General features: G+C 59.4%; 23 protein-coding genes and 1 pseudogene. 7 read left to right on the top strand and 17 right to left on the bottom strand.

Annotated elements, in window-relative coordinates:
• A pseudogene (locus QD409_RS11020) lies at positions 1-121 on the bottom strand (IS5 family transposase); the annotation flags it as partial.
• 69 nt (positions 122-190) lie between these two features.
• Positions 191-1153, bottom strand: coding sequence for a S1C family serine protease (locus QD409_RS11015; RefSeq protein WP_430762737.1), 963 nt, complete (start codon positions 1151-1153; stop codon positions 191-193).
• Between the two features lie 704 nt (positions 1154-1857).
• Here QD409_RS11015 and QD409_RS11010 point away from each other — a divergent pair.
• A complete protein-coding gene (locus tag QD409_RS11010) occupies positions 1858-2490 on the top strand; it encodes a lysozyme inhibitor LprI family protein (RefSeq protein WP_430762736.1) in 633 nt (210 codons plus the stop codon).
• Between the two features lie 134 nt (positions 2491-2624).
• Here the strand turns inward: QD409_RS11010 and QD409_RS11005 are convergent, their stop codons facing one another.
• Entirely contained in the window at positions 2625-2873 is a 249-nt protein-coding gene (locus tag QD409_RS11005; protein ID WP_037191599.1) for a hypothetical protein, read from the bottom strand.
• Positions 2874-3156: 283 nt separating this feature from the next.
• On the opposite strand from QD409_RS11005, the gene QD409_RS11000 reads away from it, so the two are divergent.
• The gene (locus tag QD409_RS11000) at positions 3157-4383 is read left to right on the top strand and encodes an ROK family transcriptional regulator (RefSeq protein WP_430762735.1); all 1227 of its coding nucleotides are present in this window, start codon (positions 3157-3159) and stop codon (positions 4381-4383) included.
• 85 nt (positions 4384-4468) lie between these two features.
• Here the strand turns inward: QD409_RS11000 and QD409_RS10995 are convergent, their stop codons facing one another.
• The 8 genes from QD409_RS10995 to QD409_RS10960 form a co-directional block, all read right to left on the bottom strand.
• Positions 4469-6496, bottom strand: coding sequence for a beta-N-acetylhexosaminidase (locus tag QD409_RS10995; RefSeq protein WP_208858607.1), 2028 nt, complete (start codon positions 6494-6496; stop codon positions 4469-4471).
• Between the two features lie 22 nt (positions 6497-6518).
• On the bottom strand, positions 6519-6989 hold the full coding sequence (locus tag QD409_RS10990) for a GNAT family N-acetyltransferase (RefSeq protein ID WP_430762734.1): 471 nt from the start codon (positions 6987-6989) through the stop codon (positions 6519-6521).
• A gap of 12 nt (positions 6990-7001) precedes the next feature.
• Positions 7002-7928 carry an ABC transporter ATP-binding protein gene (locus QD409_RS10985; protein ID WP_430762733.1) on the bottom strand — a complete coding sequence of 309 codons (927 nt, stop codon included), beginning with the start codon at positions 7926-7928 and terminating at the stop codon, positions 7002-7004.
• Positions 7925-8740 carry an ABC transporter ATP-binding protein gene (locus QD409_RS10980; protein ID WP_430762732.1) on the bottom strand — a complete coding sequence of 272 codons (816 nt, stop codon included), beginning with the start codon at positions 8738-8740 and terminating at the stop codon, positions 7925-7927. Before QD409_RS10980 ends, QD409_RS10985 begins: the two co-directional genes overlap by 4 nt.
• On the bottom strand, positions 8737-9639 hold the full coding sequence (locus QD409_RS10975; protein WP_430762731.1) for an ABC transporter permease: 903 nt from the start codon (positions 9637-9639) through the stop codon (positions 8737-8739). Before QD409_RS10975 ends, QD409_RS10980 begins: the two co-directional genes overlap by 4 nt.
• Complete coding sequence (locus QD409_RS10970) at positions 9636-10619, bottom strand: ABC transporter permease (protein ID WP_430762730.1); 984 nt, start codon at positions 10617-10619, stop codon at positions 9636-9638. The genes QD409_RS10975 and QD409_RS10970 overlap by 4 nt, the downstream gene beginning before the upstream one ends.
• Positions 10620-10641: 22 nt before the next feature.
• On the bottom strand, positions 10642-12336 hold the full coding sequence (locus QD409_RS10965) for an ABC transporter substrate-binding protein (protein ID WP_430762729.1): 1695 nt from the start codon (positions 12334-12336) through the stop codon (positions 10642-10644).
• 438 nt (positions 12337-12774) lie between these two features.
• Positions 12775-13170, bottom strand: a complete 396-nt coding sequence (locus QD409_RS10960) for a RidA family protein (RefSeq protein WP_092844460.1) — start codon at positions 13168-13170, stop codon at positions 12775-12777.
• Positions 13171-13433: 263 nt separating this feature from the next.
• Here QD409_RS10960 and QD409_RS10955 point away from each other — a divergent pair, with 263 nt between their 5' ends.
• Both QD409_RS10955 and ligD read left to right on the top strand, forming a co-directional pair.
• The gene (locus tag QD409_RS10955) at positions 13434-14228 is read left to right on the top strand and encodes an SDR family NAD(P)-dependent oxidoreductase (RefSeq protein ID WP_430762728.1); all 795 of its coding nucleotides are present in this window, start codon (positions 13434-13436) and stop codon (positions 14226-14228) included.
• A gap of 90 nt (positions 14229-14318) precedes the next feature.
• Positions 14319-15206 (top strand): non-homologous end-joining DNA ligase, encoded by an 888-nt coding sequence (ligD, locus tag QD409_RS10950; RefSeq protein ID WP_430762727.1) that lies wholly within the window; start codon positions 14319-14321, stop codon positions 15204-15206.
• Between the two features lies 1 nt (position 15207).
• Here ligD and QD409_RS10945 read toward each other — a convergent pair whose 3' ends face one another.
• From QD409_RS10945 to QD409_RS10925, 5 genes are all read right to left on the bottom strand, one after another.
• The gene (locus tag QD409_RS10945) at positions 15208-15774 is read right to left on the bottom strand and encodes a methyltransferase family protein (protein WP_430762726.1); all 567 of its coding nucleotides are present in this window, start codon (positions 15772-15774) and stop codon (positions 15208-15210) included.
• Positions 15775-15777: 3 nt separating this feature from the next.
• Entirely contained in the window at positions 15778-16515 is a 738-nt protein-coding gene (locus QD409_RS10940) for a glutathione S-transferase (protein ID WP_430762725.1), read from the bottom strand.
• Positions 16516-16727: 212 nt separating this feature from the next.
• Positions 16728-17042, bottom strand: a complete 315-nt coding sequence (locus QD409_RS10935; RefSeq protein WP_092844470.1) for a plasmid stabilization protein — start codon at positions 17040-17042, stop codon at positions 16728-16730.
• A gap of 39 nt (positions 17043-17081) precedes the next feature.
• The gene (locus tag QD409_RS10930; protein ID WP_092844471.1) at positions 17082-17276 is read right to left on the bottom strand and encodes a hypothetical protein; all 195 of its coding nucleotides are present in this window, start codon (positions 17274-17276) and stop codon (positions 17082-17084) included.
• Positions 17277-17541: 265 nt separating this feature from the next.
• Positions 17542-17808 carry a DUF2934 domain-containing protein gene (locus tag QD409_RS10925; protein ID WP_092844779.1) on the bottom strand — a complete coding sequence of 89 codons (267 nt, stop codon included), beginning with the start codon at positions 17806-17808 and terminating at the stop codon, positions 17542-17544.
• A 349-nt stretch (positions 17809-18157) separates the two neighbouring features.
• On the opposite strand from QD409_RS10925, the gene QD409_RS10920 reads away from it, so the two are divergent.
• Both QD409_RS10920 and QD409_RS10915 read left to right on the top strand, forming a co-directional pair.
• Positions 18158-19621, top strand: coding sequence for a phospholipase D-like domain-containing protein (locus tag QD409_RS10920; protein WP_092844473.1), 1464 nt, complete (start codon positions 18158-18160; stop codon positions 19619-19621).
• 123 nt (positions 19622-19744) lie between these two features.
• A complete protein-coding gene (locus QD409_RS10915) occupies positions 19745-20584 on the top strand; it encodes an endonuclease/exonuclease/phosphatase family protein (protein ID WP_092844475.1) in 840 nt (279 codons plus the stop codon).
• A gap of 452 nt (positions 20585-21036) precedes the next feature.
• Here the strand turns inward: QD409_RS10915 and QD409_RS10910 are convergent, their stop codons facing one another.
• Entirely contained in the window at positions 21037-21456 is a 420-nt protein-coding gene (locus QD409_RS10910) for a cupin domain-containing protein (RefSeq protein ID WP_430762724.1), read from the bottom strand.
• Positions 21457-21514: 58 nt separating this feature from the next.
• Here QD409_RS10910 and QD409_RS10905 point away from each other — a divergent pair, with 58 nt between their 5' ends.
• Positions 21515-21991 carry a MarR family winged helix-turn-helix transcriptional regulator gene (locus QD409_RS10905; protein ID WP_430762723.1) on the top strand — a complete coding sequence of 159 codons (477 nt, stop codon included), beginning with the start codon at positions 21515-21517 and terminating at the stop codon, positions 21989-21991.
• Positions 21992-22011: the final 20 nt, after the last annotated feature.

Genomic DNA, 22011 nt, shown 5'->3' with positions numbered 1-22011 from the left:
GAAGCATCCCGTTCAAAAAGCACCGATTATCATGCAACGGGCGCGACTTGCGCCCGCGTTCCCTCGGTAAAAGTGGCTCGATGATCCGCCACTCTGCATCGCTCAAATCGCCACGTGCCAAAACTGCCTCCTAAAAGGTAGTCTTGAATCAGACCAAAGCTGATTTGTGAACCCACTTTGTCAACATCGCCTAGATAGCCCGTCGTGCCGAAGGCTTCACTTGCTTGCGCTCGATCAAACCACCAATGTTGAAGATCAATACGTCGATCTCCGTGTCGATCTTGTCGCCATCCAGCAGCCTGACGACATCGTCTATGCCTGACACTGCGTGGCCATCGATGGCAAGCAGATAGTCACCCTCCTGGAGGCCGCCTTTTTCGGCAGGACTGTCCTTCTCGACACGGCGCAGCCGCACGGCCGTCGAATGCGTGACGCCAGCCTCCAACGCAATGCGCCGATGTAGCTCGACCGTATCGGCCGCAATGCCGATATAGGCGCGCCTGACGTGGCCGAAACGCAGGATCTCGGAAACCACATGCTTGGCCGTGTTGGAGGCGACCGAAAAGGCAATGCTCTGCGCGCCCTGGATGACGGCGGTATTGACGCCGATCACCTCGCCGGCGGACGAGACCAAAGGACCGCCGGAATTGCCCGGATTGAGCGCGGCGTCCGTCTGGATAATATCTTCCATCAGCCGGCCGCTAGCCGCACGCATCGATCTGCCAAGCGCAGAGACGATACCGGCCGTAACAGTCCATTCGAAGCCAAGCGGATTGCCGACGGCAATCGCGATGTGACCACGCTTCAGCGATTTGGAATCTCCAAGCCTCGCCCAATCGCCGGGCCAGTCGTTGGCACGAATGAGTGCAAGGTCGGTATCCGGATCGCGCCCGAGCACCCTTCCCTCGACGATTGCCCCTTCCGGGGTCTTGATGCGCACGGCCTTTGCGTCATCCACGACATGATTGTTGGTGACGACGAGGCCGTCCGGCGAAATGGCAAAGCCGGAGCCATGCCCGGCGCGGCCGCCCAATCGCTCGATCCGGCTGACCGCCGGCCCAACGAGGTCGACGGCACTCGATACCGTTTGGGAATAGGCATCCAGCAACCCGGCATCGGATGACGGCTGAATGCCACGATCAATGAGGCCCATGGAAACTCCTCCGACGCGGAAGCGTCGCTATGAGGACCGGCAGCAACTGTTGGAAGGCAGGAGGCTGTCAGTTCGACAGATTGGAACAATTGATATTGAGATGAGGAGGCGTCGCCTCAAGTTCAAGGGCCGCGCATGTGCGACCACCCGGAAAGACTTGCGCGTCGCCCCCGCTCGCCAAAATCAGCTTTTTGCTCGCTGCTGGAGCCGTTCGAGTTCCCGTTCCTGCATGCCGATGGCCTCGGTTAGAAACCGCAGGATGATCTGCTTTTCCGTCTCGGAGAAATGCTCAAGCATCCGCACGCCAGCTTCCTCGATCGGACCGTAAATTTCCTTGGCGACCTCAACGGCCTCCTCCGATGGTGCGACCAGAATCCTGCGCCGGTCTTTCGGATCCGCGATGCGATGGACGAGGCCTCGCGCCGTGAGGATCGACCAATGCAGTCACCGATGGCGGCGCAAGACCTATGGCCTTGGCCACGACATTGGCGGGCTGAGGCGCCCCTGCCCGACAATCGCGTTTCGCCCTTCACCTCGTTCCTCCATCCATCCGCAAGCTATTAAGACCATCAAGACCAGGGGCCTGCTCGCGATCTTCAAATGCGAGTGCGATCAAAACCTTCCGCATCCAATAGTGGCAACAGGGCCTTTACAGCTGCAAGACCAGGCATAGTTAGCTGGGATGATTGGAAACGGAGGCTCCAATGACGATTTCGAAAATCGCCCTGACAATGCTGATCGGCAATCTGTTTGCCTTACAGGCCGTGGCTGCGGGCATTGATTGCAAGAAGCCTTCCTCGACAAGCGACCATCTGATTTGCGCAGACCAGTCGCTTGGAGCGCGGGATGCGATGACAAGCGATCTCTATGCCGCGGCCCTGAAAACGGATGATGCGAGCAAGATCAAGCAGCGGCAGCAGCGCTGGGTAAAATCGCTGCAATCATGCCAGGATGCCGCGTGTGTCCGACAGGCATATGATGATCAGATCGGCTACCTTTTGACGACCAAGGGCGGGCGAAGCGTCTCCACCAACTTTACCGCGGAAAATGCCAACGGCAACGAGGGCAATCTTTCCATATTCGGTCCGGTCGATGGTCTCACCGCAGTCTCAGTCGCTTCGACCTTTGTCGGCCCTGGCGGTGTCGATGCCGGCGACGTGAACGCGGACGGCGTCAGCGGCGTCATTCCTCTCAAGGACGGACACGGAAAGCTTTCCGCAGACAATTGCTCCATCGGCTTTGATCGCCTGAACGCCCAGACCTGGCGCGTCTCACAGACGGGAGCATGCCAATTTGCCGACGGCGTGACCATGCAGGGCACCTATCGGCGGGAGTAAAGGGATGTCGTGGAGAGACAAAGAAACGCTGTGATGCAGCAAAGCACATCACAGCGTTTCGATAGCAGCAATTCGCCAGCTCCCAGGCAACCAGAGGCGTCCGGGATTTTTGTTCAAAAGGCCGCGGTCAGCGATCAGCCGCCAACGGCATCGGCCGTGCACTTCTTGACGAAACTCGTCTTGGCGGCGCCTGCGAGCTTCTTTGTGGCGGCTTGAGCGTCGCAGGAGCTTGCCGCATCCTTTGCGCACTTGTTGCTAAAACTGGTCAAAGCTGCGCCCGCCAGTTTCTTGTCGGCTGCCTGAGCCTTGCATGTGGCATCGGCGGCCATCGCACCAGTGGCGAGGCAGGTAGAAAAAATCGCGAGTCCGAGCAGTCTGATCATCGAAATCCTCCAGGACAAACCTCAGCAAAAGGCCGAGGTAACCGGAGTCTAACCGAACGTCTGCCATAGTAAAGACTTCCTCGATCGCCGACGGAACAGAAAGATTCCCTGTAGATGCAAAGCTTTGGCTCATTGACCCCCAATAGCTTGAACCGATAGACAAAAGGATGGAAAGTAACCACGCGAGGGCAATGACAGCACAACTCGCCCCTCCCGTCGTGCGATAACGGCGTGACAACAACAACGCCAACCGAACGCTGCTTCAGGAATTCCCAATCCTCCCATGAAGACAATTTCAGGCACGAATCTCGAACAGGCCAAATCGCATAACCGGCGTGTCGTGATCGAGGCCATCCGGACCAACGGGCCGCTGTCGCGTGCGGCAATCGCGCGCATGACGGCGCTGACGACCCAGACGGTGTCCAACATCGTGGAGGAACTTGCACGCTCGCATCTGCTCATCCCGATGGAGGCGCAGAAAATCGCCCGCGGCCAGCCGATCATTCCCTATACCATCAATCCCAGCGGCGCTTATTCCATCGGCCTCGAACTTGGTCGCCAGCGTGCGGCCGGCGTGCTGACGGACCTATCTGGAACGGTCTGCGCCCGCATCGATCGTCATGTCGACAGACCGGGGCCGACCGAAGCGATGCCGGTCTTTGCCGCCATCGTCAGGGATTTGCAGGATGCCTTTTCCTTCGACCGGGATCGGCTGCTCGGCGTCGGGATCGCCCTGCCCGGACGCTACGCGGATGGCGGTGTGACGTCGCTTAGTCCGCTCAATCTGCCGGGCTGGCAGGATTTTCCCGTGGCCAGAGAGCTTGAGCGACTGATCAACTTGCCTGTGCTCGTCGAGAATGATGCGACCGCAGGCGCAATCGGCGAGCGGCTTTACGGCGTCGCGCGCGGCCTCGGAAGCTTCGTCTATCTCTTTCTTGCGGGCGATGGCGGCATCGGTGCCGGCATGTTCCTGGACGGTCATCTCTACAAGGGCAGCCGTGCCAATGCCGGCGAAATCGGCCACATCATCGTCGAGCCGCATGGGAGGCTATGCACCTGCGGCAAGCGCGGTTGTCTCGATCGCTACGTCTCGCCATCCGTCGCCTACGAATGCCTCGGCATCGCGGATGCGCAGGAGCTGGATCCCGACGATCTGGATGCGATGATTGCAGCGAACAGCCACGGGCTGGAGACCTGGCTCGAACAGGCGGCTCAGCCGTTGCGGCAGACGATCGACTTTCTCGAGCTTGCCTTCGATCCGCAGACGATCGTACTCGGTGGCAGCGCGCCGACATCCCTGCTCACGCAACTCGCGGCCCGCGTGGAGCCGCTCCATATTCCCGTCAACCCGATGGAAGAGCGCAAGATCCCTCGCCTGATGGTCGGAGCGACCGGCAAGGACACCGCCATTCTCGGCGCCGCCGCTCTGCCGATCTTCTCGGAAACGAACCCGCAATTCGATGTTCTGCAAAAGCCGATCATCCACCGCGCTGCCCAACAGGCGGGATAAGCGGCCGAGGCGTTCGAACCTGCAAGTCATTGAACACAATCAGGCGCGGCAAACGTGCCGCGCCTGAGGACCATGCATCAAGCTGTCAAAATTGATGCAGGCCGTATAGCAGCGGCATCGTGCCGGCAAGCGCCTTGAACCGCTCCCAGGATTTCGCCGATGGCTTCGTCCAGCCTGTCTCCGCAAGTGCGGACAGGCGCGGGAAGACAAGGCGGTCGAAGATAGCACGATCGGTCATCGACTCCGACCAAATGCAGGCCTGAATGCCGCGGAGTTTTTCCTTCTGTACATCCGTCCAGCCGCCGACGGGATCGAAGGTGTAGATCTTCTCCGCATCGGAATAGCCAGCCCAGCTGCCGCCGGGCTCGTCCCAATCCGGACGCATCGCCATGTCGAGATAGTAGACCTGCCCGGGGCAGACGACGATCTCATACCCGCGGCCGGCAAGTTCGGCCGCCACCTCGACATTGCGCCAGCTGCAGAGATAGCTCTTGTCCTTGTCAATCCGGTCACCATGGGCAGCCTCTTCCCAGCCACCGGTGACGCAGCCCTTCGAGGCGAGGAATGCCTGAATGCGCTCCAGGAATTCCGCCTGGAGAACCGCGGCACCCGAGCCATGGATATCGTCGGCGCCATGCGTATTAGTGATCACGTTCAGACGCTTGGCATGCGCCTCGGCAACGTCATCGCCGGCAAGCTCACGCAGCCGGGCAAGCGCTTCCGGCGAACCGGACCATGCACCAAGCGGCACCTCGTCGGCACCGATATGAATGGTCTTGAACGGGAATAGCTCGATGAGTTCGGACAGGATCGTCTCGATCACCTCATAGGTCTTTTCGCGGGCCGGATTGATACAATTGTCCGGGAAGCCCTGAACCGAATAATAGCTGCCGGCCTCATTCGGATCGCGAAGCTCCGGAATTGCCTGTAGCATGGCATAGCAATGACCCGGCATGTCGATCTCCGGCAAAACCTCGATGCCAAGACCCTTGGCATAGCCGACAATATCGCGCACGACCGCCTTGGTGTAGTAACCGCCGGTGCGAGCCGGGCTGGAGCCGAGAAGCGGCGGCATCGGCAGGCCATGCCCACGCCATGCACCAATTTGCGTCAGCGCCGGATAGGCATCGATCTCGACGCGCCATGCTTCATCATCCGACAGATGCCAATGGAAGCGGTTCAGCTTGTTCCAGGCAAGCACCGCCATCAGCTTCTTGATTTCAGCGGAGCCGTAGAATTGCCGCGCGACGTCGAGGTGCAGGCCGCGCCAGCTCATCGTCGGCTCGTCGATGATCTCGCCGGCCGCCGGGAAGTGGAATGCCTGCGGATGCAGACGCGCACCGCGCCAGATCTGGCCGATGGTAACGAGACCATAGACGAAGCCGGTCTGTGCGCTCGCTTCGACCGTTATCGTCTCTGGGGAAAAGGCGAGCCTGTAGGCCTCGGCGCCCAGACCTTCGACATGGCGCAATTCCACCGGCACGGCACCTTCCGCCTCGGAACGGATCAATCCTTCGGCCGAAAAGAGGTGCTCGACAAGGGCCGTAAAGCTTTCAGCGGCAGCTTGCGCATCCGGCGCCGCGGCCTTCAAGGCGAAGCCTGCCGGCAGTGGACGCCGGGAGGATACCGCTACGTGATTCGGCCACGGAATGATCGCTAGCGGCACCGGCGGATTTGACGGCACCGGATAGACTTCCGCGCCACGCTTCAACGGCGCATTGCTGGATGATGTGCGCGTCGGCTCGGTGCCAAGTGAAACCGTGGTGCCATCGGCAAATGCGAGATAGGCGCTGTTGGCGCCATCGTTCCAGTGACGAAACTGCCAGCTCAAGGCGCGAACCGTGATGGTCCACGTTTCGCCACCCGCCAGTACGAAGCCTTCCGGCGGCTGGAACTCGGTGAAGTTGGAAAGACGCTTGGAGATCGTCGCGCCCTCGACGATGCCGGCTGGGTCGACACGACCCGGGCCGCTGACACAGAGCGCGAAGCCAGAAAGCGGCTCCGACGAAAGGTTCTTCAGCCGCAAAACGTAGGAAAATTCCTTCTCGTCAGTCGGCGGGTTCCAGGTTGTTTCAAGCCGCAGAGCCAGGGATCGCGGTGTGGACATGAGCATTCTCTCTTCCTGAAGGGATTGTTCAAAGCTTGAGCATGCCGGCGTAGATGCCGGGTGCGGAATTGGGGATCTGCGTTGCGCCGACCGTTTTCTCGTAGAATTCGGATGGGCCGACATCGCCGATGATCGCATAGGCGTAACCCATGGCCTTCATGTCGGTGAGGCAGGCGAACAGCAACGCACGGCCGATGCCAAGACCTCGCACGTCTTCGGCAACGCCTGTCGGACCGAAGAAGCCGCGTGCGGTCGCTTCGTGGCATGCAAAGCCGACAAGCTCGCGATTGCGCGTGGCGATGAAGCAGGTCGGCGGTTGGCGCGTCATCGCTACCGTCGTTTCGCTCGCCCATCCCTCGCTGAAATGTTCGGCCACCCAGCTGGTGATCAGCCGCAGCTCCGGCGGCAGGGCACGTCGAATTGTAATGCCGCCCTGCGCCATTCGTTCGGGCGACTGCGTGTCCGCGGGCAGCGTCGATAGATTGACCAGATAATCCAAGGTGAAATCCTTCTAGCTCGGTGCGACGAGCGCACGCATGAAATGATTGGCGCCGACCTGCTCGACCGTGGTCGAGATCGGGCGCGTGAGCGCGCGAATCTTTTCCGCCTGCTCGAGAAAACGGGCGCTGCCGCCGGTGACGAACCTGCGGCCGCCATCCGGCACCGCCGAAAGCAGAAGCTGTGTATAGGGATGCTTCGGATGGGCGAGGACGGTATTCGTGTTCCCCCACTCCACCATCTGGCCGGCAAACATCACGACGATCTCCTCGGCGACATGGGCGGCCGTGGCGATATCATGGGTGATGTAGAGCATGGCGAGATCGTTTTCCCGCTTTACCCGCGCCAGCAGATCGAGGATGTCCTTGCGGATCGACACGTCGAGCATCGATGTTGGCTCATCCGCCACCAGCACGCTCGGTGCGACCGCCAAGGCACGGGCAATGTTGACGCGCTGGCGCTGGCCACCCGATAGTTCGTGGGGAAACTTCTGCCGCGTCACCGCCGGATCCAGACCGACACTGACAAGAAGCCGGGATATGTCTTCATCCCGCTCGGCCTTCGACTTATCCCCCCCATGCAGTTGCAGCGGTCGAGCAAGGTGATGGTTGATCGTGAAAGCCGGGTTGAGCGAAGAGAACGGATCCTGAAAAACCATCTGGACGTCCTTGCGGTACATCCGCTCTTCCTTGCCCGAACCGCGCGCGCTGCGATCCTGTCCTCGGACCAGAATCTTGCCAGCCGTCGGCTTGTCGAGCCGAGCGATGATGCGCGCGCAAGTGGTCTTTCCGCAACCCGACTCGCCGACGAGAGCGAGCGCCTTTCCCGCAAATAGCGAGAAGGACACACTCTTCAGCGCGTGCACCGAGCCGAAATGACGCTGAACGTCCTCGAGCCGAATAACGGGTTCGGCAGTCACAGCCTGTATATGCAGTTTCATGCGAAAACTCCGGGGGCGTGGGCGCTGGCTGGAAGCTGCGGAATGGCGTTCCAGAGCTTGCGCGTATACTCATGAACGGGCGATTGGCTGACTTGAGAGACATCGCCGACCTCAACCAGCTCGCCTTTCAACATCACGCCGATGCGATGGCAAAGCTGCGCCATCAGATGCAGGTCATGCGTGATGAACAGCACGGAAAAACCATAGGTCTGCTGAAGATCGAGCACTTGCTCAAGGATCTCTCGCTGCACGACGACGTCGAGTGCGGTCGTCGGTTCGTCCATGATGATGAGCTCGGGTCGCAGCGCCAAGCAGATGGCGATGACGATGCGCTGGCGCATGCCTCCGGAAAACTGGTGCGGATAGTCGCCGACACGATGCACGGGAATGCCCACCAGTTTGAACATTTCCTCGGCGCGAGCGCGGGACTCCTGCCGTGAGCATCCGGTGTGGCGGTGCAGCACATCGTGAAACTGCGCTTCGACCCGCATCAGCGGGTTGAGCGAGTTCATGGCGCTCTGAAACACCATGCCGACCCGCTTCCAGCGGATCTTCTGCAACTCGGTCTCCGGCATCTTGAGCAGATCCTGGCCATCCAGACGGATGCTTCCGCCGCTGATCCACGCAGGCGGCTTGGAAAGCCGTGTGATCGCAAAAGCAATCGTGCTCTTTCCGCAGCCGGATTCGCCAGCGAGACCGAATATCTCGTCGCGGCCGATATTGAACGAGACATCTTTCACCGCCCGGAAGTCGCCCTTGTCGACCAGGTAGTCGATGTTCAGGTTTTCAATTTCAAGCAGGTTATCGCTCATTGGCCTGACCTCATCATGCGGTTGCGGGCTCGGGTCAGACGGAACCATCGGGTCAATGCTGGTCCGGAGCGCAATTGCGGATTGGCGATTTCGTCGAAGGTGAAGTTGATCAGCGCAAGGCCGAGGCCCGTCAGTGCGATACCGGCGGCGGGAACTGCAATGTCCCACCAGGCGCCGACCATGATGGCCGAAGCATTCTGGGCGTTGTAGAGCATCGTGCCCCAGGTCACTTTAAGCGGGTCGCCGAAGCCGAGATATTCGAGCGTGGTCTGTGCAACGATCGCGTAAATGATGCTGCCGACCAGATTGATGCCGATCAGCGGCGTCAGGTTCGGCAGGATTTCGACGAAGATGATACGCCATGCCGGTTCGCCGATCATCTTGGCCGCCGTGACGAAATCGCGATTGCGCAAAGCCATGGTTTGCGACCGGGTCATGCGCGCACCCCACGGCCACGACGTCAAGGCGATGATGGTCATGATCGTCATCGGCCCGACCGTGCCCGCAAAAGAGGCCAGCAGGATGAGCAGCGGCATGTTCGGTATGACCAGCACCGCATTGGTGGCGAGATCGAGTACCGCGTCGGTCCTGCCGCCGGCATAGCCGGCGATGAGGCCGATGGCCGTGCCGATGACGGTAATGGCGATGCCGGTCGCAAAGCCTACCGAAAGCGAACTTCTCGCACCCCAGACAAACTGCCGATAGACATCGCGGCCCATCTTGGTAGTTCCGAAGACATGTTCGACCGACGGTGCCTGATGTGAACGGCCGACGCGCGCGCCGGGTTCGCCGGGTGCTATGATCGGCGCAAAAATCGCCATAAGGCACAAGGCGGCAACGATGATGAAGCCGATGAGGGCCTTCTTCTGGCTGAAAATTGATCGCAACGCGAAACTCATCGTACGCCCTCCATCAATCTCGGATCGACAAGGCCGTAGATGATGTCGACCAGAAAATTCGCGGCGAGGGTCGCGATCGTCATCAAGAGCAGTTGACCCTGAATGACGGGATAATCGCGCGCTACGCTGGCGGTGAACAGCGTCAGGCCGAGGCCAGGATAGTTGAAGACGATCTCGGTGACGATGGATCCGCCGAAGACGGCGCCAAGCATCAGCGCCAGATTGGTCAATACGGGCAAGAGGGCGTTGCGGGCGCCATAACTGAACATGACGGCGAAATTACTGAGCCCTTTCGCCCGCCCCATGGTCACATAATCCTCGCCCAGTATGACGATCATCGACGAGCGCATGGTCGTCTGGAATTCGCCGATGAGGAACGGCGAAAGCGTCAGCACCGGCAGGATGGCATGCATGAAGACGCTGCCGAAGAAGGTGAAATTGAAGCCCGGATCGAGATTGGGATCATAGGCATAGCCGACTGGAAACCAGCGCAGCGATACCGCAAAGACGAAGAGGATCGTCAGGGCGATGATCACGGGCGGTATGGAAAACATGATTACGGAGAGAGGCGACACGACCGTGTCAAACCGCCCGCCGCGGCGCCAGGCCGAGATCGCGCCGAGCACGACGCCGACGCATAGCGAAAAAACAATCGCCGTCACGACCAGGAAGATGGTCCACAGCGTGGCCCGGCTCAACACCTGCACCACTGTCTGCGGATAGTATTTGACCGAAACGCCAAGATCGAGGGTTGCGAGGCCTTTGAGATAGTCGAGGAACTGCATCATGATCGGCTGATCGATCTCGCCGAAGCGCGCCTTGATCGCCTCGACGGCGGCAGGCGTTGCCCGTGGCCCAAGCTGGGCCACCATGGCGTCAACGGGGCTCCCCGGCATAAGCCGGGGAAGAATGAAGTTCACGACGATCGCGAAGGCCAATGCCACCGCGTAGACGCCCAGGCGCCGGCTTGAAATACGCATGTCTGCTTCCTTGGCTTGGGTCTTACAGGACCGGCTTGAGACGCAGCAGATGCATGAGGCGCATGCGATTGTTGTCGTGGTTTTCCGGGTTCATGACCGGATTCTTGTCGGTAACCCAACCCGTAAACCGCTTGCTGGAATATTGATACCAGGTCGGTCCGTTGAAGACCGGCACGACCGGGAAGTCGTCAGCGATCAGCACCTGAATATCGTTGAAGATCTTCTTGTGCTCGTTCTCGGAAGAGGACTTCCGATACTGATCGAAGAGCGCATCGAGCTTCGGGTTCGAGTAGCGTGGCGCAGAAACGGTAAGCTTGCCGGCATAGTCCGTGGACAGGCTCTGGTAATAGCCCTGGAACGGCGTGGCGCTATCGGCGCGCGAGTTCATGACCACGTCGAAGCTGCCATCGAGCAGCTGCTTGCGCCACTGTTCATATTCAGGCGTCGCGACGGAGGCATTGATGCCCATGGCACGCAAGCCCTCGACGGCGATTTGCACGGCATCGATCCAGTCGGTCCAGCCGTTCGGCACGATGACCGGGAAAGCGATAGGCTTGCCGCTCGGCGTCGTGCGGAAGCCGTCGGCGCCCTTCTTGTAGCCGGCATCGTCGAGGATCTTGTTCGCCTTAGCGGTGTCGAAGCCCATGAAGGCATCCTTGTCACCTTCGGCTGCCTTGTTGCGCCAGCTCTCGAAGCGCGGCGGCAGGCCGCTGGCGTGCAGATTGACGACCGGATAGCCGAAGCCGGCAATATCGACCATCGACTTGCGATCCATCGCCAGGCTGAAGGCGTGGCGGAAGTTGAGATCCTTGAAAGCCTCGAGATTGCCGGCATTGGTCGACTTGAAATTCATCTGGAAGGCGACGGTTTCTGCCGGCGGCTGCCAATAGCCATTGTGCTGGGCATCAAGGGCCACGAAGGTCTTGTCGATCTGCGGCAGGAACGAACCGATCCAGTCCACAGTGCCTTCCGGCAACAGCGCCAGCATCTGGTCGTTGCCCGAAATCTGCGGCAGACGCAGGCAATCGACATGCAGCGAAGCGGCATCCCAATAATTCGGATTGCGGCACTGCTCGTAGACCTGCGGCGTAAAACGGCGCACCTCGGTCATCGGCCCGGAACCGATTGGTTTTTCGTTTTTGAAAGCAACCGGATCGGCGACGCCCTTCCAGATATGCTCCGGCACGACAGCCAGATCGGCCAGCGACTGGGGAAACTCGGAATTCACGTCTTTGAGATTGATCTTCACCTGGGTCGGCGACGGCGCTTCGACGGAAGCGACCGTCTGGCCAGCGCCAACGGTATCGACAGCGGGATTCTTCAGCATCAGGTCGATCGTGTATTTCACGTCGGCCGAGGTCAGCGGCTGGCCGTCCGACCACTTCACGCCGGGGCGCAGATCGTAGATGATCGACTTCAGATCGTCGGAGAACTTGTAGTTCGTGGCCAGACGCCAAACGGGCTTGCCGCCATCGTTGGCGTTGAAAATAACCAGTGGCTCATAGATGAAATCCATCGTGCTCTGGCGACGGCCGGCCAGATCGAATGGATTGAAATTACTGACCCAACTCGTCTGCTCCTCGATGTGCATCGTCAGCACGGATTCGGCTGCCGAGGCGATCCCCGCACCGAATGCCAGCGATGTGCCGAGCGCTGCCGTTGCCAGCCACGACGTCTGTTGGAAGAGATTGCGCAATCTGCTTTTCCTCAGTTCCATTCTCTGCTCCCTCTCGTTGACCTCTACTAGTCAATCAAATTGATTTAATCGTGAGTTTGCGCGATCGTCAATCCGCTGATTGGAAATCAACAGGCGATGGTATGGGGGCGTGCGCGCGTTCGCTGATGATGAAGCGGCGATCTGTCGCAATCGAAATCGCGAGAGGACTGGTGGCCATCAGGCGCACGCCGATAAGCGAAAGATCTATCCGCAGAGCAACCTTGGAACACCTCTTCTCCACCGGAACGGAGCATAGCCGGTGTTCGAATTCTGAAAATCGCGCGGGGTGGGAAAGCTGGCTCGGCCCGAGCTGGAAAGGGGTCGGGATCTGTCGCCTGCTTATGAGTTGCGGCGGCGCAGTCGAGTCAGAATGAAATGGCTCCGCTCTGAACGCAGGGCATCAGGAAGCGGAGCCTTCAATAGTCATTGGGTATCGGTTCAGTCGAGCGGCTTGTAGGCGATTACGTCCATCTCGACCTTCACATCCACCATCATCGGCGATTGGACGGTCGAGCGCGCCGGCGGATGATCGATGAAATGCTTCTGGAACACCGCATTGAAGCTCGAAAAATCGCGGGCATCGTCAAGCCAGGCATTGACCTTAACGACGTGCTCAAGAGTGCAATCGGCAAGGGCAAGGACTTCCTTGATGTTGGCGATGACCTGCTCGGTCTGCGCGACAATATTGCCGACGATAACCTCGCCATTGACTGTCGGGACCTGGCCCGAGACATAGACGTAATCGCCGGCGCGCACGGCCTTGGCGAAAGGACGGCGCTGGCCGCCAGCCTGATTATCGGCGATATCAAAACGGATCAGCTTGTTCTTGCTCATGATCTACTCGGCCTCTCATTGTTATCGAAATCTGCGGTCGCCAACATCTCAAAACGACGGGACGAGGTGTGCGACTCCTGTACGCCCCTCAATATCCGCCATGGCACGGACGCGCCAGATCGTTTCACCGCCGCATGCCTTCTTCTTCGCGCCGGGCGGGAAATCCATTCGAAAGGGCACCTCCGCATCGCCCTATTGCTCTTGCGCTATGCGAAGCAGGATGATTTCATCATATGATTGTTTGAGGTTCAGGAGGAGACGTCATGACAGAACTCGCGCATTCCCTTGCTTCCATTCGCATTCCCGATCTCGCCGGTAAGCGTGTGCTGATCACCGGCGCTTCGACCGGCATTGGCGCAGCTCTCGTCCTCGCCTTTGCGGCACAGGGCATGAAGGTCGGCCTCCATTTCAACGCCAGCCGCGAGCCCGCCGAGCAGCTGGCTGCCAGGATCAAGGCGAGCGGCGGCACGGTGCATCTGGTCCAGGGCGATGTCTCTCAAGACGGCGAGACGGAACGGGTCGTCAATGAAGCCGCCGAAGCCCTGGGTAGTTTGGATGGGCTCGTGAACAATGCCGGCGGCATGCTCGGCCGGCTTCCGACCGCCGCCATGACCGACGAGCACTATGAGCGCGTGATGAACCTCAACGCCCGCTCGGTGCTTGCCGCAACCCGAGCCGCCCACCCTCACCTCCGGAAACAAGGCGGCTTCATCATCAACACCACGTCGATTGCCGCCCGCAACGGCGGTGGCAATGGCGCCATCCTCTATGCCGCCTCCAAGGGTTTCGTCTCGACTATCACGCATGGCCACGCCAAGGAATTCGTCAACGACAAGATCCGCGTCAATGCGGTCGCGCCCGGCGTCATCGCAACGCCGTTCCACGAGCGCTACACCAATGACGAACAGATGGAACTGCAGCGCAAAACCATCCCCATGGGCTTCGTCGGCACGCCGGAGGACTGCGTCGGCGCCTATCTGTTTCTGGCGTCCGCGACATTATCCGGCTACGTCACGGGCCAAGTGATCGAGGTCAATGGCGGCCAGTTGATGCCTTAAGCCGCTGGAGGTGATCGACTTTCCGCGCCGGGCAATGCTAGTCTATGCCCGGTGCGGCATTCATGCTGCAGGAAGATGGAGCGCATGCGAATGGCAAAGACGCCCATTGAGAACCGGATCACCACCTCCGTTCAATTGACTCATCCTGAGCGGGTCTATTGGCCCGACGACGGTGTCAGCAAACAGGAACTCGTCGACTATTACGCTTTGGCCTGGCCGCGCATGGCGCCTTTCGTCGTCAATCGGCCTCTTGCGCTGCTGCGTTGTCCCGATGGCATAGACGGACCTCGCTTCTTCCAGAAACATGCCTGGAAAGGCATCAATTCCCATATCGTCGAGATCACCGATCCCCAGGACAAGGAAAGCGCCAAGCTCCTGAAAATCGGGGATTTCGACGGACTTGCAGCACTCGTCCAATCCGCGGCGCTCGAGATACATCCCTGGGGCACGACCATCGATCACTGGGAAAAGCCCGACATGATCATCATGGATCTCGATCCCGGCGAGGATATCAACTGGAACGAAGTCATCGCTGCCGCGAAGGAAATAAGGGAGCGCTTTGTCGCCCTCGGCCTTGCGTCATTCGTCAAGACCTCCGGCGGCAAGGGGCTGCATGTGGTCGCTTCCCTCAAGCCGGCGGCGGCCTGGCCGCAGGTCAAGGATACGGCCGAGGCAATTGCGCACTCAATGAGCGCTGACCATCCGGACCGATATTTGTCGGTCGCCAGCAAGGCAAAGCGGGCCGGCCATATCTTCATCGATTATCTGCGCAACGGCCGCGGCAACACGGCAGTTGCGCCCTATTCGACGCGGGCAAGGCCGGGAGCTGCCGTTTCGATGCCGATCGCATGGGAAGAATTGAACGACAAGATCGGGCCGGCCTCCTTCACCGTCAGGAATGCTGCCGCGCGCCTCGGCAATTCCAGGACTGACCCTTGGGCCGACTTTTTTGAAGCCGCGTCGGAGCTGAAGAGCTGAGCTATATCAGAAATGGGACCAGAGCTGGCGTGCTGGCCTTGTAGTCGGCATAGGCACTGCCGAAGGTCTCGTTCATCCAGCTTTCCTCGATGTGAACGCGGCGCAGGACGGCATAGAGCACGGCGATAATGGCAAGCGCCGCGGCAATATCGCCACGCGCAATGGCCGAGCCGATGATGGCTAGCATCAGGCCGGAATAGATCGGATGGCGTACAAGGGCATAGGGACCAGAGCGGATCAGCGCATGATCCTCCTTGAGAGTGATGACGCCGCTCCAGTTGCGGCCGATATGGATACGGGCCCAGACCGCAAAGGCAAGGCCGATGAACGTCAGCGCCGCGCCAATACCATAGGTCGTCGGATCATGCGGAATGATCGGAGTTTGCAGAGGGCCGAGCCAGGAGGGACGCACTACCAGAAGAAAAGCGCCGATCCAGATCGGCGCGGTATTGCCAAGCCGCGATAGCGGATCCTCCTGCCGTACGGTCCTCTTGACCCGGAAAGAGGCGAAAAGCCAGATCAGTAGCCAGACGATCCAGCAGGCTGGAATGAACTGATAGAAAAGCATCGCTCACGCCATATCTCTATCCAACTCTGGATAGTGCCGGAAAATGCCGTTCTCGTTGAAGGGAATACGGCGCTCGGATTGAAGATAGCGAGTAATGTTGGGCCGTTTCATGACAGCCGCGTGCAAGGCGTTTAAGTGCGGATAGCGATCAGGGAGATGCGCGGTGGCGCGTGGAAACGCATAGCGCAAGCCCTCGTAAACCTGGAAGAGCGATAGATCGACATAGGTCAATCCGCCGCCGAAGATATGGGCCGGCCCCTTCGGATTCTGTTGCAGGACGCGCTCGAAATAGCCGAGGTATTTCGGGATGCGGTTGCCGATGAACTCGGCAGCCCGTGCCTTGGCCTCCTCCTTCTGATCCTCGTAGTATTTCGAGGTGGCAATGGGATGATGCGTATCGTGCACTTCGGCGATAAAATCGGTGATCGTCAGTTGCAGGCCGTTCAACACATGGCGTTGCGCTTCATCCTTAGGCGCCAGGCCGAGCGTCGGCCCAAGATACATCAGGATGTTCGCCACATGCGGAATGATGAGATCGCCATCCTTCAAGAACGGCGGCGCAAACGGAATGTCGGCATCGGATCTGCTCCTCATGATCGCCATCATGGCCGATATTCCCCGCCCCCTGCTTGTCGCGCCACGGCAAACATCGATGTAATCGGCACCCGCCTCCTCCAGTGCCAGCCGCACGAATTCGCCGCGCCCCTGAATACTGTCCCAGTAGTAAAGCTCATAAGGCATCTGGTCTCTCCGATGGGTGCATTTGCCGTCGTCGCAGGCCATACGTCAGCGACTGCGTGCCGGCTGCCGTGTTCCTTGGCGGCAGGACGACTCTGCTTGCCATTGTAGAAACTTATCATCGGCATCAAGGAACGGAAGGGTCAACCTACCCGACGAAACGTCTGAGAGAGGCAATGAAGGCCGGGGGAGGAAAGGCCCTTCCTGGCCGCCTTTTAGGAATGAGTGCGATGTTCATGGCGCTTGCGGGTCGAGGCCGCCTTCTTCGCCGATGCCGAACGCTCGGCGGCCGGCCGGTTTGCGGAAGCGCGACCGCCAATCCTGCCGCCCTTCTCCGATGATTCATGACTTTCCGGATGGCCGCGACCGGAGCCCGATTTTTTACCCCCGCCGCTTTCCTTGTTTACCGTTGCCCATGCGCGATGCTCGGCTTCATCATGGGAAACGCCGCGATCCTCATAACCTTCCTCGATATGTTCGGCTTTACGCTTCTGCTTGTCCGAATAGGCGGATTTGTCTCCACGCGGCATGATCTTTCTCCATATTGCGGATGAAAGACCAACCCGGCGTCACGGAAAAGGTTCCGATATCTGGCCGGGCGATCCGCGATTGATCGCCCCGAACCATGAGCGTCGGTCATGCCGGGGTGTGGCTCGGTGCCTGGCCGAAGCGGGGAAGAACAGTCCAACGGAGCGGTCGATGATCAGGATGAGGATCAGCGCCGCCAGAAGATAGAGGGCTGCGAGAACGAGGAGAGACGTCACCGCATTACCTCCGCTCGGTCGGCGAAGATGCAAGCTGCGACGATCGTCAAAACAACAAACTCCGGATCATCGATGTAGCTGTGGCACATGGTGGGGCTCCCTACCCGCTCCAATAGCACCGATGTGTGACAACTATTTTGTGCCTCAGGCCCAAGATACAGAAATTGCTGCAGATATCTCGATAGCAGCGGTCAAAAAGGGGCGGCTCGACGCTCATCATCGAACCGCCCTCGCCTCCGCCGCATCTCGAAAGGCAGGATTTATACTAGGCTTTAGCTTTGACAGTCTTTTTGGTGGTCTGTTTCGCAACGGGCTTGTCCGCTATCTCATCAACAGCGGCAGTCACGGTCAACTTCCGTGTCGCCTTAGATTTGACGCCAAGCTTACTTTCCTTGCCGACGCTCTTTTCAAGAGCAATACGTTCACTGTTTGCCTGCTGCCAATGCGTGACGTCGCGGCCGGAAGGATAGCCTTCTTCCTCCCAGATGGCATAGGCACGCTTCTTGATCCATTCGTCCCGAGATTCCAACATCTGCTGTTCTCCGTTCGCATCAATGAACATGGTTGGTGAACAATGCCCGTTCTTGAAACGCGGGCTTTCATGCCTCCCCCGAGCAACCAAGACCCGATGCTTCCACATGGACCTGGGGCTATTCCGTGAGTCTTGACGCTCGAACCGCAGGGGCGCTTCGCACTTGGAACACAAATTACCGTGGTGGACGGTAGCGAAGCAGCCGAAACGTGATCAATATGCGCGAGGCGGCAATCCTGTTCAATTAAAAATATCTAATAAAAGCGGTTTTCGCACTGAAAACGAATATGCCTTAAAGATTGTAAGGCAGCTGATTGCAGCTTTCGCGGTCGAATATATACTCCGCGGCATGATCGACCTTGTGGCTGCCCATTGGGGCCAAATCCTCGCTGTCCTCTCCATCGCCATGGGGGCAGCCGCCGCGATCCACGCAGCAATGACCAAAGAGGATGTTCGCGCTGCGATCGGCTGGGTCGGCGTCGTCATCCTGTCGCCCATCATCGGCGCGCTGCTATACGCCGTCGCCGGCATCAACCGCATCCGCCGCGCTTCCCTCAGTTCGCAGCGCGACGCGCTCTTTCGCGAGAGTGCGACAGGCGAGCTTGCCAGTTTCGACGCCAAGGACGAACAGGTGCGGCGGCTTTTCGGCGACCGGTTCGACTCGATGAAAACGCTCGGCGACCGCGTGGTGCGCTATACGATGAGCACCGGCAACACCATCGAGATGCTGACCAGCGGCGACGCTGCCTATGCCGCAATGAAAGCTGCCATCGACGGCGCCGAACGCAGCATTCTGATGGAAACCTATATATTCGACCGCGATCCGATCGGCTTTCGCATTGCCGACGCACTGATCGAAGCGGCCAAACGCGGCGTCAGCGTGCGCGTCCTCATCGATGCCGTCGGCGCCCGCTATTCCGTGCCGAGCATCATGGGCTATCTCAGCGAGGGCGGCGTCGACGTCGACGTCTTCAACGGTAATGTCATCATCGGACTCAGATTGCCCTATGCCAATCTGCGCACCCACCGCAAGATTCTGAGCATCGACGGGCGGATCGCCTTTACCGGCGGCATGAATATACGCCAGGGATTCACGCGCGAATTCGCACACGAGCATAGCGCGCGCGACATGCATTTCTGCGTGACGGGTCCGGCGGTTGCCGATCTCTTCAACACCGCCGCCGAAGACTGGCGCTTCACCACCGGTGAAGTTCTGGACGGAGGTGAATGGCGGATTGCGGCGCCCTCCAACGAGCCCGGAGCGCCGGTCTTCATGCGCGTCGTCGCCTCGGGCCCGGACCGTAGCCTGGAAACCAATCACAAGATGCTCGTCGGCGCGCTGTCGGTGGCGCATAAGACGATCCGTATCATGTCGCCCTATTTCCTGCCGGATCGGGAACTGATCAGCGCGCTGGTCACGGCGGCCAGACGCGGTGTCGAGGTCGATATCGTCGTGCCGACGGCCAACAATCTCGTGCTTGTGGACCGCGCCATGACGGCGCAGTTCGACCAGATGCTGAAGAACTATTGCCGTATCTGGCGGGCCGAAGGTCCGTTCAACCACTCCAAGCTGCTGGCGATCGACGGCACATGGGCCTATGTCGGCTCCTCCAATCTCGATCCTCGCTCGCTGCGGCTGAATTTCGAGGTGGATCTCGAGGTACTCGATCGCGGCTTCGCCGGCACGATCGATGCACATATCGGCGCGATCCTGGAAACGGCACACCCGGTCGATCTCGAAAAGCTCCGGGCACGACCCTTTATTGTGAGGCTGATCGAGAAGGTCCTCTGGCTCGGTTCGCCATATCTCTGATGGGCTGCCACATGGACAATCTACCCTTGTCGCAGCCTTTTTACATGACAAGGCCGAGGATCGCTTCTTATAATCCCAAACATGTACCCGACATGGTCTGATCAAGGAACGGTCGACGGATCGATGCGAAAAAAGAAAGAAAGCCTCGGTGCGAGCATTCTGGAAAGCCTGAAGAACCGAAAGAGCTCACATCCAACACCGGCAAGCAAGCCGGACCGTCCCGAAGGCACGCTGATCGCCTCCTACAATGTACACAAGTGCGTCGGCGCCGACCGCCGTTTCGATCCGGAGAGAACCAGCCGGGTCATTTATGAAATCGATGCCGATGTCATCGGCCTGCAGGAGGCCGATACCCGCTTCGGGGAGCGCACGGGGATCCTCGATCTGCGCCGGCTCGAACGCGAAACCGGGCTCATCCCGGTGCCGATCGCCGGCACCAGCAAGGCACATGGCTGGCACGGCAATGTTGTCCTATTCAAACAGGGCACCGTCCGCGACGTGCATCAAATCAAGCTGCCCGGGCTTGAGCCTCGCGGTGCACTGATTGCCGAGATAGAGTTGGCGCGCGGCGGAAGCATCCGCATCATCGCTGCCCATCTCGGCCTGCTGCATCGCTCGCGCGCCCAGCAAACGCGGCTGATCGTCGATCTCATGAATGACGGCAGCGAAATGCCGACCGTCCTGCTCGGCGATCTCAACGAATGGCGGCTGGGCGACCGGTCGTCGCTCAATACTTTCCAGGCGGCCTTTGGCCCTCTCCCTCCGGCAGTGCCGAGCTTTCCCTCGACGCTACCGCTTCTGGCGCTTGATCGCATCATGGCAAACCGGCGCGGCATGATCTCAGCGGTAGAGGTGCATGACTCACCATTGGCACGCGTGGCGTCGGATCACTTGCCGATTAAAGCCGTGGTCAGTCTCGAAGCATCCGAGATGGAAGCCGAGGTACGGTCGCAAACAGCCTAGGCTCAGAGTCTATTATTCGCTTGGTACGGCCGCCTGCCGCTCAGCAGCCTTGTTCGGATAAGGCGGATCCGCTCCAGAGTGTGCCCACAACCAGGAACACTATTGGAGCCATCAAACGGCTGACGAATGAGTTTGGGAAAACGATGTCATACCATAAACGCCTCTTGCATCGAGACCTGCATGCTGGGACCTTCTCGACAAAGGCGCGTTGGAAGACGGTAACGCCCACGACAGCGCCACACGAGCAACTGTGCCCTGGCGTCTGGCGCGGCGGGCTGTTTATTGTCAAGCTGGGGCTTTCTCCCGCCAAGAGAGCAGGCTCCAGAATTCAGCAGGAGATTGTCCTACGGTGAACATCGTGTTCACGGCAACCTTGCGCCAAAAGCGGCCTTGGTCACGCTCCTGTCTCCTTGCGCAATCAACTGGAAAATTGCGAGGCTTAGGTGAACTGATCAGACCGGGACCAGTCCGTGGCGGAGCATGATCTCATTGACCTTAGTGAGGTCCGGTTTGCCGGGCACGTTCACCACCTCGGCAATTTCCTCGAAATAACGCCGTCCAATAGTACCCGGTGTCATGGTCGCCAAGACCTTGGCTGTGCCATCATGCAGGTTCTCGTGATGGTGTACCGCCCCTCGCGGAATGAATATGGCGTCGCCGGCGCGAATCTCGTGCGTTAGCCCATCGACGATCACAGTGAGCGTGCCTTCGAGGCCGTAGAGGAATTCGTCGGCATCCCGATGATGATGCGGAGCGGGGACGCGCGCTCGAGATGGCACTGTGAATTCGAACACCGTCGCGCCGACTTCACTGATGAGAAAACGCAGTTCGAGTTGCCCGATCCGCACAATGTCGTTTCGTACCGCTTCCATATGAGGCCTCCACAATGTAAAGTAACTTTACATCAACAAGTAAAGTGACTTTACATATATGTCAATCCTATCGCCCCAGAATTCAATTCCCGACGCGCTGCCCGGCCCGCCGTTCTTCGGCGCGCTGCTGCGCGTTGTCTGGCAGCATGTGCGAGACCGCATGCTGCAAGCCATTCACGAGGCGGGGTTTGCTGACTTCCAGGAGGCGCATTTTGCCGTGTTCTCGTTTCCGCTGCCGGATGGCATGAGACCGTCCGAGCTCGCGCGTCAGAAGCGGATGTCGCGACAAGCCGTGAACTATCTGCTCAGCCAGCTTGAAGACCTGGGCTATGTCGAGCGGCGCGCAGCCGACGGCAACGATCGCCGACTGGTCTATCTAACGCCACGGGGGCATGAAGTCGTCGCAGCCATTTTCGGATGTCTTCGGCAGTTGCATGAGCAATGGTCCAAAGAGGTTGGAAAGGAGCGCTTCGATGACTTCGTAGATGTGTTGAAGCAGCTGTCGACCAAAGCACAGGAACCGACAAACCGCTGAAAAACTCAACTTTGCGACGG

This window comes from Rhizobium sp. BR 315, assembly GCF_050577975.1.
GTDB classification, from domain to species: Bacteria; Pseudomonadota; Alphaproteobacteria; order Rhizobiales; family Rhizobiaceae; genus Rhizobium; species Rhizobium miluonense.
The sequence above is the reverse complement of the archived record's forward strand: the minus strand, read 5'-3'. Positions and strand labels throughout refer to the sequence as shown.